Origin of the sequence: Arthrobacter halodurans (assembly GCF_041877255.1) — a bacterium.
In the GTDB taxonomy this organism is placed as follows: domain Bacteria; phylum Actinomycetota; class Actinomycetes; order Actinomycetales; family Micrococcaceae; genus Arthrobacter_N; species Arthrobacter_N halodurans.
Genome location: NZ_JBHDLJ010000007.1, coordinates 75,692 through 89,468, shown reverse-complemented (window position 1 = coordinate 89,468; position 13,777 = coordinate 75,692). Strand labels below are relative to the sequence as shown.

12 protein-coding genes, 1 tRNA gene and 1 pseudogene are annotated in these 13,777 nt (G+C 65.5%); 7 read left to right on the top strand and 7 right to left on the bottom strand.

The features are described from left to right. Nucleotides 1–52: 52 nt before the first annotated feature. Nucleotides 53–862, bottom strand: coding sequence for a DUF4232 domain-containing protein (locus ACETWP_RS10245; RefSeq protein WP_373972140.1), 810 nt, complete (start codon nt 860–862; stop codon nt 53–55). 65 nt (nt 863–927) lie between these two features. Then, entirely contained in the window at nt 928–1,386 is a 459-nt protein-coding gene (gene rlmH / locus ACETWP_RS10240) for a 23S rRNA (pseudouridine(1915)-N(3))-methyltransferase RlmH (protein WP_373972139.1), read from the bottom strand. 18 nt (nt 1,387–1,404) lie between these two features. Between rlmH and ACETWP_RS10235 the strand changes: the two genes are divergently transcribed. The 6 genes and pseudogenes from ACETWP_RS10235 (at nt 1,405) to ACETWP_RS10210 (ending at nt 7,080) form a co-directional block, all read left to right on the top strand. Next, nucleotides 1,405–2,181 carry a phosphatase PAP2 family protein gene (locus ACETWP_RS10235; RefSeq protein WP_373972138.1) on the top strand — a complete coding sequence of 259 codons (777 nt, stop codon included), beginning with the start codon at nt 1,405–1,407 and terminating at the stop codon, nt 2,179–2,181. After that, nucleotides 2,174–2,602 carry a GNAT family N-acetyltransferase gene (locus tag ACETWP_RS10230; RefSeq protein WP_373972137.1) on the top strand — a complete coding sequence of 143 codons (429 nt, stop codon included), beginning with the start codon at nt 2,174–2,176 and terminating at the stop codon, nt 2,600–2,602. The genes ACETWP_RS10235 and ACETWP_RS10230 overlap by 8 nt, the downstream gene beginning before the upstream one ends. Nucleotides 2,603–2,696: 94 nt before the next feature. Then, a complete protein-coding gene (locus tag ACETWP_RS10225; protein WP_373972136.1) occupies nt 2,697–3,668 on the top strand; it encodes an IS481 family transposase in 972 nt (323 codons plus the stop codon). Nucleotides 3,669–4,292: 624 nt separating this feature from the next. Further along, nucleotides 4,293–6,596, top strand: a complete 2,304-nt coding sequence (locus ACETWP_RS10220; RefSeq protein WP_373972135.1) for an AAA family ATPase — start codon at nt 4,293–4,295, stop codon at nt 6,594–6,596. Between the two features lie 51 nt (nt 6,597–6,647). Further along, nucleotides 6,648–6,788 (top strand): annotated as a pseudogene (locus ACETWP_RS10215) (ATP-binding protein); the annotation flags it as partial. 46 nt (nt 6,789–6,834) lie between these two features. After that, nucleotides 6,835–7,080 (top strand): ATP-binding protein, encoded by a 246-nt coding sequence (locus ACETWP_RS10210; protein WP_373972133.1) that lies wholly within the window; start codon nt 6,835–6,837, stop codon nt 7,078–7,080. A 676-nt stretch (nt 7,081–7,756) separates the two neighbouring features. On the opposite strand, the gene ACETWP_RS10205 is transcribed toward ACETWP_RS10210, so the two are convergent. From ACETWP_RS10205 to ACETWP_RS10185, 5 genes are all read right to left on the bottom strand, one after another. Next, complete coding sequence (locus tag ACETWP_RS10205; protein ID WP_373972132.1) at nt 7,757–8,434, bottom strand: hypothetical protein; 678 nt, start codon at nt 8,432–8,434, stop codon at nt 7,757–7,759. Nucleotides 8,435–8,992: 558 nt separating this feature from the next. Then, on the bottom strand, nt 8,993–9,967 hold the full coding sequence (locus tag ACETWP_RS10200) for a hypothetical protein (RefSeq protein WP_373972131.1): 975 nt from the start codon (nt 9,965–9,967) through the stop codon (nt 8,993–8,995). Nucleotides 9,968–10,635: 668 nt separating this feature from the next. Next, nucleotides 10,636–10,725 (bottom strand) — tRNA-Ser (locus ACETWP_RS10195). A gap of 120 nt (nt 10,726–10,845) precedes the next feature. Then, on the bottom strand, nt 10,846–12,333 hold the full coding sequence (locus tag ACETWP_RS10190; RefSeq protein WP_373972130.1) for an FAD-binding oxidoreductase: 1,488 nt from the start codon (nt 12,331–12,333) through the stop codon (nt 10,846–10,848). Nucleotides 12,334–12,605: 272 nt separating this feature from the next. Further along, nucleotides 12,606–13,088, bottom strand: a complete 483-nt coding sequence (locus ACETWP_RS10185) for a nucleoside deaminase (RefSeq protein WP_373972129.1) — start codon at nt 13,086–13,088, stop codon at nt 12,606–12,608. Between the two features lie 46 nt (nt 13,089–13,134). On the opposite strand from ACETWP_RS10185, the gene upp reads away from it, so the two are divergent. Further along, nucleotides 13,135–13,773 carry a uracil phosphoribosyltransferase gene (gene upp, locus ACETWP_RS10180; protein WP_373972128.1) on the top strand — a complete coding sequence of 213 codons (639 nt, stop codon included), beginning with the start codon at nt 13,135–13,137 and terminating at the stop codon, nt 13,771–13,773. Nucleotides 13,774–13,777 lie beyond the last annotated feature (4 nt).

Below are 13,777 nucleotides of genomic sequence, written 5' to 3'. Positions count from 1 at the left end.
GCCGCCGACAGGTTGCGTCCGGGCGCCGCCGCCTGTCCGCGGGACGGTGGTGTCAGGAGTCGTAGGGGCCGGTCTGGAGCAGTTCGATCGCCGTCGAAGCGCACGCCGTGGCGGGGCGGTCGAGGTAGGCGGTCGCCCCGCCGTCGGCGAGCGCGACGGCGAGGAGCGGCACGTCGGTGGCCCGGCAGTCCGGCCCGTACTTGCCGGCCTGCTGCTCGCGCAGGGCGACGGTGGTCATCTGGCCCGACCCGAGGATGGTTGCCGGACCGGGCTCGCCGAAGTGTCCCGCGGGCGCCCCGACGATCTTCCCCGGGGCCGACTGGTAGGTGATGACCGGGAAGCCGGAGATTGTGCAGTCGGCGCCGGGGTTGGCGACGGTCAGCTGCCGGCTCACGCCGCCGGCGTCCGCCGAGCCGCCCGTGTCCACGACCGCGATCTCCAGGTCCGGCGCGCTGCAGGGCGCCGGTTCGCCCGCGGCCGGGACCGAGGCGGGCGGCACCGAGGCGGCCGGGGACGAAGGGGCAGGGGCCGAGAGGGACGGGGACGACGGCGTGCCGGCCGTTGCGGACGCGCGCCCCGAGGGCGCGGGGGAGACCGGGCCTGCCGACGTCGAACCCTGCGATCCCGCCCCGGTGGGCGGGGCCGCCGCGCTCGCCGGCGCGCCGGACACGGGGGCCGCCCCGTCCGGTGCCGCGCCCGCGCCGGGGGTGCCGGACGGCGTCGCACCGGAAGAGGACGAACCAGCCGGTGTCGAATCGGCGGCCGCCGGGTCGCCCGACCACCACGGGCCGCCACAACCCGTCAGGGCCAGCGCGGGCAGCAGCAGGGCGGTGGCCACGGCGGGACGGGTGCGGCGGTTCATGGGTGCTCCTCGGTCTGGAACGGGCTTTCTGCGCCCACCGTACGCCAGCGCGCGGCCCAACCCGGTCATTCGTGGTGGTAGGGGCGTCCCGCGGCGATTTCCTGGGCGCGGTACAGCTGCTCCGCCACGATCAGGCGGACGAGTTGGTGCGGGAAGACCAGCCGGGACAGGCTCCAGACGAAGTCGGCCCGCGCGTGGACGGACGCGTCCACGCCGTAGGCTCCGCCGATCACCAGGCTCACGCCGCGGGAGGTGTCCAGCGGGGCGCGCAGGGTGCGGGCGAGCGTGGGGGAGTCGATGTTGCTGCCCCGCTCGTCCAGGAGGACCAGATACTCCTGCGCGGGGACCTTGGACAGGATCCGCGCCGACTCCTCGGAGCGCGCCGCGTCGCCCTCGCGGGAGGAGTGGGGCAGCAGCTGCCACGACAGGTCGAAGGGCTTCTTCATGCGCTTCCCGTAGCGTCCGATCCCCTCGGCCACCCACGCCTCGTGCTTCTTTCCGATTGCCAGGATCCGCAGCGCCATGGGACTAGTCTTTCAGGAATGCGCAACTTTCCGGGGAAGGAAACCGTCCAACCGGCCGTCCAGCAGGTCGCCCGCCGGATGGGGCCCTACGCGGCCATGTGGATCGTCCTGGCGGCCGGGGGCCTGCTGGTCGTGGGGCTGGCCGCGCTCGCCGCCGAGATCTACGAGTCCGTCGTCGAGACGGACGGCATGGCCGGGGTCGACGGTCCACTGCTGGCGTGGGCCGTGGAGCAGCGCACGCCCGAACTCTCCGCGGGGGTCACCGCCTTCACCGATGTCGGCGGGACGATCGGGATGCCGGTCCTGGCCGTGCTGGTGATCGCGGTCCTGTCGCGGATCAGCAGGTCGTGGCGCCCGCTGATCCTCATCGGCGTCGCCGCGCTCGGGTCCCTCGCCATGACCGTCGTCGGCAAGAACGTCATCGGCCGCTCCCGCCCCGACCTGGCCGACGCGGTCCCGCCGTACGAGTCCTCGCCGTCGTTCCCCAGCGGCCACACCCTGAACGCGACCGCGATCGTCGCCGTGATCGCCTACCTGTGCTGCCTGGAGATCGACGCCCTGCTGGGGCGGATCGCCGTGATCGCGGCCTGCTCGCTGTTCGTGGTGCTGATGGGGCTGAGCCGCGTCTTCCTGGGGCACCACTGGTTCACCGACGTCGCCGCGGCCTGGGCGCTCGGACTCGCGTGGGCGGCGCTGGTCGTCCTGGCGCACCGGGTGTTCCACACGGTGCGGCGGGTGCGCCGGGATCAGCGCGCCGCGGTGGCCGGCGCGGAGGGGCCGGGCCGGGATGCCTAGCGCACCACCCGGCGCGCGGCGCGGCCCGGTCGAGTACAGCTTCGACGCCGCCGCGCTCGCCCCGGACGCGCTGGACGGCGGCTTCTTCGCGGGATGGCCGTCGCCGCCGTCGCCCGTCAAGCACCTAGCCGTGCTGCGCGGCAGCCACCGGGCCCTCGTCGCGCTCGACGCCGGACGGGTCGTGGGATTCGTGACCGCCATCTCCGACGGCGTGGCGACGGCGTTCCTCCCATGGCTGGAGGTGCTTCCGGACTACCGGGGCCGCGGGATCGGCCGGGAGCTGGTCGAGCGGATGACCGCCGAACTGGACGGGCTCTACTCGATCGACCTGGTCTGCGACGGAGACGTCGTGCCGTTCTACGAGCGCCTGGGCTGGTTCCGGGCCGACGCCATGCTCCGGCGGAACCCCTCCGCGCTCTAGCTGTACTGACCCGGATCGTTGTTGACTCAGGAGAGACCTCCGGGGTCGAGTTGGAGCTGTCTAGTTCTTCAGCTCGAACACACGGAGGTCTCTCATGTCCCACGGTAACGCCCGGTTGACTCCAGCGGGCAGGTTGACCCTGGTGCGGCGCATCGAATCCGGACGAGCGGTCGCGCACGTCGCGGCGGAGATGGGCATCTCGCGCACGACGGCTTGGCGGTGGTGGCGGCGGTTCCTCGAGTCCGGTGCGCCCGGGTTGCTGGACCGTCCCAGCGTGGCCCATTCTCATCCGCGGCGCACGGCACCGTGTGTGGAGGCCCGCGTGCGGATCACGCGGGAACTCACCCGCCGGGGACCGGTGTTCATCGCGCGGCGCCTGGGAATGCACGCCTCGACGGTCGGACGGATCCTGGCCCGCCACCGGGCGCCGCTGCTGCGCGAACTGGACCCGGTCACCGGACAGGTCATCCGGGCTGGCCGGCGGAGCGCGAACCGCTATGAACACGGGCATCCGGGGTCCCTGATCCACGTGGACGTGAAGAAGCTCGGACGGATCCCCGACGGAGGCGGCTGGCGCGCCCACGGGCGCAGCGAGAAGGTCCGCGGACGCGGGATCGGCTACGACTACGTCCACGCCGCGATAGATGACCACTCCCGGCTGGCCTACGCGGAAATCCACCCCGACGAGCGGGGAGAGACCTGCGCCGGGTTCCTGGAACGGGCGATCGCGTTCTACGCCTCCCTCGGCGTCCGCGTTGAACGGCTCATCACCGACAACGCGTTCGCCTACCGCCACTCCGGCGCGTTCCGCTCCGTTGCCGCCGCCCACGGCGTGAAGCAGCGGTTCATCCGCCCGCACTGCCCCTGGACGAACGGGAAAGTCGAGCGCCTCAACCACACCCTCGCCATCGAGTGGGCCTACGCCCGTCCCTATGCCTCCAACGAAGACCGCGCCAAGGCCTTGCCCGTCTGGCTCGAGTACTACAACCTAGACAGGGCCCACCTCGGCATCGGAGGCAAAACCCCTATCGACCGAATCAACAACGGTCGAGGTCAATACATCTAGCCGGCGTCGGGGCCACACGGAAAAGGCGCCCGCCTCGCTGGTGTTCCAACGAAACGGACGCCCTGTCCACTGGCGGTGACGGTGGGATTTGAACCCATTGCGAAGGGCAAGGAGGGTTGGGGGACCCTATCTAAAGCGCCGTAAATTCAGCGATTATGGTCACTTTACTCACAGGTATACACGGATGCTCACAGGTACTCCTGCACCAAAATGCACCATGGGCAGTCGTTCGCGGGCGGGAAAAAAGGCGGACCGGGAGGAGTCCTGAAAGGCAACTTCCGGCTGATTCGTTTCTTGCCGAGTAGGAAGTGGTTCTGACCAGATTTTGGGCGCTCCCGACGCTCCCACAGGATTCGTAGTCTGGTCCAACACGACATTCTGGGTAGGGTCGTGCGGCCCCCACGGCGAGTAGTCAGAATTTAACGTTTCCGATACGCGGCATTGCCGGGTCAAAGATACAAGGGCACCTAGAATAATCAGGCACTCTCGCTAGAACGCTTTTAGCGCGAAGCAGGCCGGGTATGGCAGCCGGTCGCTATCGCGCTGACTCGACTTCGGCGAGGAAACGGCCCCGGCGGGAAGTGCATGTCGACGACGACCTGGCTGGAAATATGATGGGGGAAAATGAGCCTGACCGAAATTAGGGTTACTGCGGAGTACTGCTTTGGCAGCAACCCGATGGTGCTCGCCAGCCTTGCAAAGGTCAATTTCATGCACGCGCCCAACGGCTCAGGCAAGACGACGATCTCGAACGCGCTGTCCCGGCAGCCGCGCGATCAAGACGCACGTTTGCACTGGCCGGTTGCGGCAACTGCGACGTCCATTCGCGTGTTCAACGAGGCGTACCGGTCGACGGTGCTAAACGAGCACGTAAACGGTATCTTCACAATTGGTTCAGAATCGGGTGACGTGAATTCCAGAATCACCCTTTTGGATCAGGAGCGTGTCGTTCGTCGCACCGAACGAAATGGGTGGATTAAGGACATCGGATCTGACGATGCTCTCCTCGACCCGAGTGGATTGCTGGGCGAGATTGAGACCGAGCGTCTTGCCGCCAGCCATGCCGTCTTCGAGAGACACAAGGACGTGCCAGAGGCAGTCCGGGAGACCGTCTTCAAGGGCTTCAGGCGAAGCAGGGAGAAGTTCTTCAAGGAGGCCCAATCTCGATATAAGCCAGAGCTAGTCGCCGAGAAGGATCTGACATGGGACACACTCGAGGCTCGCAACTCTTCGCTGACCGGCGAGCTTTATCGGCGTTCCCCGCTACACGGCACCTCTGTGAATTTCCTCATCTCAAAGGAGCAGATCGCGCAACTCCGCATGGATGACGTGACAACGGGAGCCGGGGACCTCGCCGCTCTGATCCAACACCTCGGGAATGGGGACTGGGTCAGTCAAGGTCGCCAGCATCTTCAGAACACCAATAACAAATGCCCGTTTTGCCAGGAAGATCTTCCAGAAGGATTTGGAGCCAGGCTCACTGCTTACTTCGCGGCGGGGTACGATGCGGCACTCTCCCTAGCAACGAGCATCACAACACAGGTGGAGGAGCGCTCAAGGACCCTTCGCGAGGAGCTCGCCAGCCTCAAAGCAGCCGTCGACGCTGACTCGGCGATCGATGCAGAGCGCCTAATTGATGCGATCGATGCTATTCAAACCGCCGCCGAACTCATCTTGTCCAAAGTGAACGATAAGCGTCGTCACCCCACAAACCGAATAGATGTTGTCGACATCGCACCACTGGTTAGTCATTTGGACGAATTAATCAAGGATGCTAACGCGGACATCACTCGACACAATAAACTGATCGATGACTCGCGCGCGGAGTTGCAGAACCTAGTCAATGACGGCTGGGCGCTGTTTCTCACAGATGCAGGAACGTCGAGCCACATGAAGCGCTACAACGGAATCCACGCCAAAAAACTGGCGAAGATCGAAGAACTGCGTTCCAACATCACGGCAAGTTTGCAAGCTGATGAGGGCGCCAGGGAAGAGATTGAGGCGCTCCGCAACTCGATCTCGAATACCGCAGATGTCGCTGAGCGTATTAACGAGCTTCTTAAGGCTCTGGGGTTCCATCGGTTCCATCTGGCAATCACAGACGCAGTCGCGGGTGGTTACCGGATCATACGCGACGATGGCTCGCCGGCATTCGAATCACTATCCGAAGGTGAGAAGTCCTTCCTCTGCTTCGCCTACTTTGTGGAGTCCTTGACCGGAAGCGCAGTGTCAGGTGGCACTGTCGAGCCCGTCATTGCGGTCATCGACGATCCAATCTCGAGCCTCGACAGCGACACTCTCTTCATCGTCGCAGCGTACATTCGCGATATCGCTAAGCAGGTCATTGACGGACAGACGAACATCGAGCAACTTATCGTGCTGACGCACAACACCCAGTTCCACCACGAAGCGGCGTACGCGACGGACACGGGAAAGACCGGCGACCGCCGTCACTATCGACTGCGAAAGGGCCTCGACAAAATCACGTCAGTGCAGGACGACGGTCGGCGCAGCAAGATCCGCGGCAGTTATGAGCTGCTCTGGCAGTCGGTCGTTGATATCGCCGACGGCGATGAGGACTCGCCGATCGCCCAAGTTGGTGTGTTCAACATCGTGAGACGAATCATCGAAGGCTATTTTAAGACGGTGGGTTCGACGCAGAGTCACGAGCGGCAGCAACCACTCTCCGTTGCGGACGAGCGGCTAATGTCGATGTTCATCACCTGGGCGAACTCGGGATCACACACGATCATCGATGATTTTGCGCAGTCTCACTACATCGGGGACGCCAAAGATTTCCTACAGCTCCTTCAACTGTTCTTCGAGCAGCAGGGACACAGCGCGCACTTCGACATGATGGTCCGAGCCTGCGGTGGCGAGTCACTATTGCAAACAGGCTCAGTCTTCGCCAGAGATGTGGCGGCGTAGGGCAAAAGCTGCCCGCCGGCAGTAGCTGAAGATCAACCCCGATGGAATTTCGCCGCAGCAATGCTCGACCGGCTCCTGCACCGCTCCGTCGTGCTCAACCTCGACGGAAACTCATACCGGCTCCGCGCCCACCACGACGCCGCCGGACAGCTCAGGCGTGCCACGACCGGCACCCCGCGACTGCTAACCTAACCGTCGCAGGTGAGGAACTTCGCCGAGCACAGACTGGGGAACTTCGATGGGCGCCATCAAGGCGGCCGCCGATCTGTTCACGATCCTCGCGAACCGCGAACACCGGTCAGCTACCGTCATCGCCTCACAATCCGGACCCGACTACTGGGTCTATGTCCTCCCCGACAAAGTCGCCGCGGACTCGATCGTGAACCGGCTGGTCAACCACGCGAAGAGGATCGTCCTAGGAGAGGTGGACATGCGCCGAGAGCTCGGCGAACTGGCCCGCAGCAGCGCTGGCTACTGGGAGTAAGGGCACCGCACCACCGGTGACCGGGCCGCACCACACACCACCGCTTCCCGGTCACCGGAACCGCGCTTTCCGATGCGTGGACTACCGCTTTCCGAAAGGGCGACTCGCCAGTTGAACCCGCGAAACCCTTGGTCCAGACACTGGTGTGCCTCCGTCGTTCAGCACACGTCGCGAATCCGAGGCGAATGTCTTCCACCTCGTCGTAGCTCGGGCGGAGCTGTCCGTGGCGACCCGGACCGCGGTCTCAGGGAGTGGGCCAGACCGTCCGCTGCCCTCTTGCAGGCCCTCGAAACGGCCGGATGGCTCGAGCAAGATGTCATTGTCAAGTGCCCCTCGCAGGAGGCGATTCCCTCCTCCCGCGGCATCTGCGGGCAGACCGTGTCGGCGCGGTGCCAGTCCCAAGGTCCGGAGACCGGAGGGTCGTGGCGAAGATACCGACTGGGCTGCTGGCGACATGCCCCCTGAGTACGTAGTCAATCCACAACATAATGCCTGTTATGGTGCGGGATTGAAATGGCTCGACCCCATGCTTGCTCGGACCGTGGGTTTCCGAGCTGCCAATACCGACCTCGCTTCCTACGAGCCCCCCCAAGTGTGCGAATCCTAAGGAGTAACAAACTATGGCTGGAGAGCCACGGGCGTAGGTAAGAGGTAACTAGCGCAGCCGCCGACGCGCCTAGCGAAGGTGGGACTCAGGGCGCGGGCATGAGTTCGTGTCGCTGGCCTTGAACGTGATGAGGACCGAACCCTTGTGTTTTTCCTCGATGACATCGCCTGCGGCGTCACGGTCGCTCTGCCATTGAAACTTGCCATCGCCGAGGGAGTAGGTCTTGAAGATGGATTTGGCTTCGCGCCCATGCTGGGCGAAATCGCGGGTCCACCACTCATCCGTAGTCCCATCCAGCACATAAGTATTCGCGCCATGGTGGATGCACTTTGTGGGTACTCGCACCGGCATCCGCGGTCGCCCCGGCTCCGCTTCGACCTGGGGGTGGCTCATCAGGCCGGCCCCGACGCCCATGATGTGAGGGAGGCTATCGAGCAGCCAACGCAGGGCGTCATCCGCTGTGGTAACGCCTGCCCGGTGGAGGTCTCGCTCTCCGTGCCGGCGTGTGAATTCGGCTACCACAGACTCGTGTACGTCCGACCCGAGCACAATCAATTCGAAGGGGTTGTTGGCTTTCACCTTGCCCGCCACAATCCCGCGATTGGCGGCGGTGACAATGTGTACTTGCGGATTTACCCCCAGCAGACGGGCGGCCCGCTCTATGTCCGCTTCGAGTGTGGCGCTCATAGCTGCGAGGTTCGGGTCCACAAGAATCTCGATGCGACGATTGAGGTTCGGGGTCTCCACGCGAAGACCCTCAACTCTTCCAAGTGAGTGCAACATTGAAGTGGTGGAGTGTACCCACTCAATCCGAAGCCAGGCATCGTCGTACTGCTTAGAATTTCTCGCATTCGGTAGCACGGCGAGCACTCCGACGCCAGCGAAGCGCGGGGATGAAAAGATGTCTTTTTCGAACCGCTCTTCACCATCTCGGAACACCCCTGCCAAGAGGACCGAACGAGATCGGGCACGCTCGGCGTCGTCGAGGATAGTGCCATCGGGTCCGATGCGAACCCGACCCGCCTCGGTGTGCACGGAAAACGCGCTAGTTAGAAGCTTCACATAGGCTTCATGTGAACGTTGCGCGCCCATGCCGGAGATTGGTTCCTGCAAAGATAACTTCAACCGCTGAAGCCCTTTTCCCCCACCAGGAAGCCAAATTGGTGAAGCGCTCGGAGATGCGAACTTTAGGTCGCGACGTATTCCCTCGTGTAGCCAGTGAGAGTCTTTGGGCTTGTCAAATCTGCCCGTCAATGCGATTGGTTTCCTGACCAGCGCACGAAGGTCGATCGCGGGCACCGCCGGCTACCGGTTCAGGGAATGCTCAAGCGGAATCGGCAAGCGAAGCAGCTCATGCAGGGGCATGGAATCCAGGATGCTCAGGATACGACGGCGAAGGTCCACGTCCACTGGGGGTGTCGGCGACACAGCAACGGACGGAGACGCGTAAAGACCGGTGGGCGCGACAGCGGAAGAAGACGTGGGGGCAGGGATCGACGTAAATATATCCCTTCGGGGTATAGCATTCCGAGTGGACCATGCCACTGCCGTGTCCAAGATGCCGGACCGAAGCCGGCGGTTCCATCGGCGCTTGACGCTGGAGTCTCCGCGTATAACTCCGTGGAAGGCTGATACCGGGTCGTCTTCCCGCAGAGCCTCCGCGAGCTGGGTATTGAGCTCACCAAGCGGGCGCGACGCGAATTGGTTCATCCACTCAATGAGGGTCGCCTTGTCCACCGACGGCACTTCCACGGACCCGGAGGGGACGCCGCCAACAAATTGTTCCGTGGTTTTGGTAGTGCGATCAAACGCGTACCTCACGCCATCAGTCCAGTCCTGAATGGCACGCCACAGGTCCGGCCGCAGATTGACGCCGCGCATGTCTTCAACTGAGACGAGTTTGAGGACGTAATCGCTCGAGGTGCGATTTGCCTCTATGAGGGCTGCGCCCTCCGCAGCTTTAGTGATTCCCCGAAATGTGGAGAACTCGGTCCTGTCAATCGAGAAGTCTGGTTCGATGACACGCATCCGGGCGGAGACTCCCGCCGCAGTCGGCGTTTTTCCGGTGGATTCGAACTCACCGATCGCCTTGACCAAGAGAGTGAAGACGTCCGTCGCGGTGAACTGCCGGGGCGCACTCTGTAGTGCAGCCCCGGCAGTTCCGCTAAACGTCTTAGCGATTGGAGCTTGGGTCCCAGTTTCCGGAGAAGGTGCGACGGGGGCCTCTTGGGCCCCAGGGCCGCATTCGCGGTTGTCGTTTTCTCTCGACGGATTGGTCATTCCAAGCTCCTCGCGTGTGGTTACTAAGCCCCGAACACTAGTCCGGAGCTACGCGAGAAACAGTTGACGAAACTTCTTCAGACACCATGAACTTCCGTTCACCTCAGGGGTCTCACACCTCTGCCCAGTGACCCAGTCAATAAGTCACAGGCTTTGTGTTCGTGCGGCTGAAGTTGAGGCCTTGCTAGCAAGGCTTCTATCTCTCTCTGCTCACACTACCCGTGTAAGCGGCCGTGTTGCAAGAATCGTAGATCGCCCAGTACAAGTCCACTGGTGCGCCAGTTAACGTTGCAAGACTGATTACCCTCTTCTGAGGCGACCAAAGCGGCGGTCTCAAGGAGCCGTGACGTGAATCAAGGACTAAGTGTGGAGACTCCTGCCTCCCGGAACTAGATGCCGCAGTGCCACGACCCGTCTAAAAGGCTGTGTCCGTGTTCGTAGGCGAGTCTCACGGGAGGCAACCGAGCGGGTGTAGCCCTGAGCTAGCGGCCGGGGGTTCGCGCAGCTTGCCTGCCGGCAGAGGCGTCTTGTAAAGAGGGCCGATTCTGAGCACCCTGGATGCATCGAGCAGGAGAGTTTTGCCAATTCCTTGCCAAGCGACGCGCCGGGGGCAAAGCAAAGACCCCTGGTTCCCTTGTAAAACAAAGGGAGCCAGGGGCCTCGCTACGTGGCGGTGACGGTGGGATTTGAACCCACGTTGGCTTTGACACCAAACAACATTTCGAGTGTTGCACCTTCGGCCGCTCGGACACGTCACCAGACTGGACCACTGTACCGGAGCGTTCGATTCTGCCCAAAACGGGCTCGCGGTCGCGGCGTTCCGCGTCTCCGCTCGTGCCTCCGTTCGTGCCTCCGGCTGGCGCCGCCGGTCCGCGGCGCTAACCGGACGGATCGCGCGGCGGCACGTTGTGGTTGAGCCGGAACAGGTTCTCCGGGTCGTACCGGCGTTTGAGTTCCGACAGCCGCGCGAGCTTGTCCGGTCCGTAGACGGCCAGGGCCAGGTCCCAGGCCGCGCGCTCGGCCGCGGCCCCGTCGTCGTCCCCGCCGCGGGCGCCTGGGCCGGCGCCGGGCCCCGCGGCCTCGGGTCCGCCGAGGTCCTCGGTCCCGAGGAAGTTCACGTATTGGCCGCCCGTGGAGTGGCGCTCCATGTCGGCGGCGAAGCCGCGCACGAACGCGATGTTGCGTTCGTCGTCGGCCGCGTCCTGCCAGAAGCCGTAGATGTTGATCCAGAAACGGGATCCGCGGTCCGGGAAGGCGGTCGCGTCCGCGGGGACCCGCCCGACGGCGCCGCCCATGTGGTGGATGTCGAAGGCCGTGCCGCGCCAGGTCTGCTCGGCGGCGCGCCGGACCAGCACGTCGATGACCTCGTCGTCGAACCGGTCGAAGGACGTGTTCTTCCAGTACGCGCGACGGCCGCGCGGGAAGGCCGCGTCCATGGCGGCCTGCCATTCGGTCCACGGGGACGGCCCGACGAGCTGCTCGTCCGGCGGCGCCGCGGCCAGCAGCGGTTCCGCGCAGCGCCGCCCCGCGCCGTGGTCCTCGCCCGCCCATGCGAAGCCGCACACCAGCAGCGGCTCCGCACCCATCTCCAGCTCCTCGGGCGGGGTCAGCACGGTGAGCATGCTGGTCATCTCCTCCGGGAGGTCCCGGGTCCAGCGTTCGTAGGCGGCCAGGGCCGATGCCCAGTTCGGCTGCCGGTAGATGAGGTTCCCGGCGAACACGGGTTGCGGCAGCGGGTGCGCGTCGAACGTGAACGACGTCACGACGCCGAAGTTCCCCCCGCCGCCCCTCAGCCCCCAGAGCAGTTCGGGGTTCTCGGAGGCGTCCGCGTGGACGGTCTCGCCCGCGGCGGTCACGAGGTCGGCGGCCCGGAGGTTGTCCACGGTCAGTCCGTGCTTGCGGGTCAGCCAGCCGAACCCGCCGCCGAGGGTCAGGCCCGCGACGCCGGTGCCCGAGACCACGCCCACCGGGACGGCGAGGCCGTGCGGCGTGGTGGCCGCGTCGAGCTCCGCCAGCGTGGCGCCCGCCTCCACGGTCGCCGTGCGCGCGACCGGGTCGACCTCGACCCGGTTGCAGTCGCGCAGATCCAGCACGACGCCGGCCTCGACGGTTCCGTTCCCGGCGACGTTGTGCCCGCCGCCGCGGACGGCCAGCGGGAGGGAATGCCGCCGTGCGAACTCGATGACGGGCGCGACGTCGCCGATGTCCGCGGCCCGGGCGACGACCAGCGGGCGGCGGTCGATCATGCCGTTCCACACGGAGCGGGCCTCGTCGAAATCGTCGTCGCCGGGAACCACGACGTCGCCGTCGATCAGCCGCCCGAGCTCTTCGATGTCGGCTGGGCTGGGAGTGGCTTGGTGGTGCATGGGAACCGCCCGGAGTCAGGGGTCGGGCTCGGATAGTCCGGCACTGCGCCCATTGTCCGTCGGCCCGAAACGGGGGTCAACGCCTGGCGGGTCCCGGATGCTCCCGGGGTTGTGCAGGGTTTGGGTCGTCGATGGGGTGCTTGAGCCGGGGAGCGTCGTTGGGTCCCGGATGCTCCCGGGGTTGTGCAGGATTTGGGTCGTCGATGGGGTGCTGGAGCCGGGGAGCGTCGTTGGGTCCCGGATGCTCCCGGGGTTGTGCAGGGTTTGGGTCGTCAGCGCATGTCGCGGAAGAACCCGCGGAGCAGCTCGCCGCACTCTTCCTCGCGGACGCCCGGGAAGACCTCGGTCCAGTGGTTGAGGCGCGGTTCGCGGAGGATGTCGAACACGGAGCCGGAGGCGCCGGCCTTGGGGTCCCAGGCGCCGAAGACGACGCGCGGGATGCGGGCCAGCACCACGGCGCCGGCGCACATCGCGCAGGGTTCGAGCGTGACCACCAGGGTGCAGTCCTCCAGCCGCCAGCCGTCGTCGCGCGCGGAGCCGCGCAGCGCGGCCGCCGCGGCACGGATCGCGACGATCTCGGCGTGCGCCGTCGGATCGCCCGTGGCTTCCCGGGCGTTGCCCCCGGCGCCGAGCACGGCGCCGTCCGGACCCACGACGACGGCGCCGATCGGCACGTCGTCGGTCCGCAGGGCGCCGCGCGCTTGCTCGAGGGCCAGGCCCATCCATTCGCGGTGGTGCGCGTCGTCCCGGATCATGGGCCGAGCTTAGTGGGGCCGTTGTCGGGGCTGGTAGTTTTGGACCATGCGCGTACAGGTAGTCGACCACCCATTGGTGGCCCACAAGGTCTCGGTCCTGCGGGACAAGAACACGACGTCGCCGGTCTTCCGGCAGCTGACGGAGGAGCTCGTCACGCTGTTGGCGTACGAGGCCACGCGCGAGGTGCGCACGGTGGACGTCGAGGTGGAAACCCCGGTGGCCCTGACGACCGGCACCGCCTTCGCCAAGCCCACCCCGCTGGTCGTGCCGATCATGCGCGCCGGGCTCGGCATGCTGGAGGGCATGACCCGCCTGGTCCCGACGGCCGAGGTCGGCTTCCTGGGCATGGCGCGCAACGAGGAGACCCTCGACATCATCACCTACGCCGAGCGCCTGCCCGCGGACCTCACGGGCCGCCAGGTGTTTGTGCTGGATCCGATGCTCGCCACGGGCGGCACCCTGGTCGAGGCGATCAAGTTCCTCTTCGACCGCGGCGCCGACGACGTCACGTGCATCTGCCTGATCGCGGCCCCGGAAGGCATCGCGCGCCTGGAGTCCGAGCACGGCGCGGACGACCGCGTCCACCTGGTCCTCGCCTCCCTCGACGAGCGGCTCGACGAGAAGTCCTACATCGTCCCCGGCTTGGGCGACGCCGGCGACCGCCTCTACGGTCTCGCCCACTGATTTC

What these genes read in the sequence shown, in the direction of transcription:
- ACETWP_RS10245 (WP_373972140.1), bottom strand. Translation starts at nt 862, where the DNA reads ATGAACCGCCGCACCCGTCCCGCCGTGGCCACCGCCCTGCTGCTGCCC.
- rlmH (WP_373972139.1), bottom strand. Translation starts at nt 1,386, where the DNA reads ATGGCGCTGCGGATCCTGGCAATCGGAAAGAAGCACGAGGCGTGGGTG.
- ACETWP_RS10235 (WP_373972138.1), top strand. Translation starts at nt 1,405, where the DNA reads ATGCGCAACTTTCCGGGGAAGGAAACCGTCCAACCGGCCGTCCAGCAG.
- ACETWP_RS10230 (WP_373972137.1), top strand. Translation starts at nt 2,174, where the DNA reads ATGCCTAGCGCACCACCCGGCGCGCGGCGCGGCCCGGTCGAGTACAGC.
- ACETWP_RS10225 (WP_373972136.1), top strand. Translation starts at nt 2,697, where the DNA reads ATGTCCCACGGTAACGCCCGGTTGACTCCAGCGGGCAGGTTGACCCTG.
- ACETWP_RS10220 (WP_373972135.1), top strand. Translation starts at nt 4,293, where the DNA reads ATGAGCCTGACCGAAATTAGGGTTACTGCGGAGTACTGCTTTGGCAGC.
- ACETWP_RS10210 (WP_373972133.1), top strand. Translation starts at nt 6,835, where the DNA reads ATGGGCGCCATCAAGGCGGCCGCCGATCTGTTCACGATCCTCGCGAAC.
- ACETWP_RS10200 (WP_373972131.1), bottom strand. Translation starts at nt 9,967, where the DNA reads ATGACCAATCCGTCGAGAGAAAACGACAACCGCGAATGCGGCCCTGGG.
- ACETWP_RS10190 (WP_373972130.1), bottom strand. Translation starts at nt 12,333, where the DNA reads ATGCACCACCAAGCCACTCCCAGCCCAGCCGACATCGAAGAGCTCGGG.
- ACETWP_RS10185 (WP_373972129.1), bottom strand. Translation starts at nt 13,088, where the DNA reads ATGATCCGGGACGACGCGCACCACCGCGAATGGATGGGCCTGGCCCTC.
- upp (WP_373972128.1), top strand. Translation starts at nt 13,135, where the DNA reads ATGCGCGTACAGGTAGTCGACCACCCATTGGTGGCCCACAAGGTCTCG.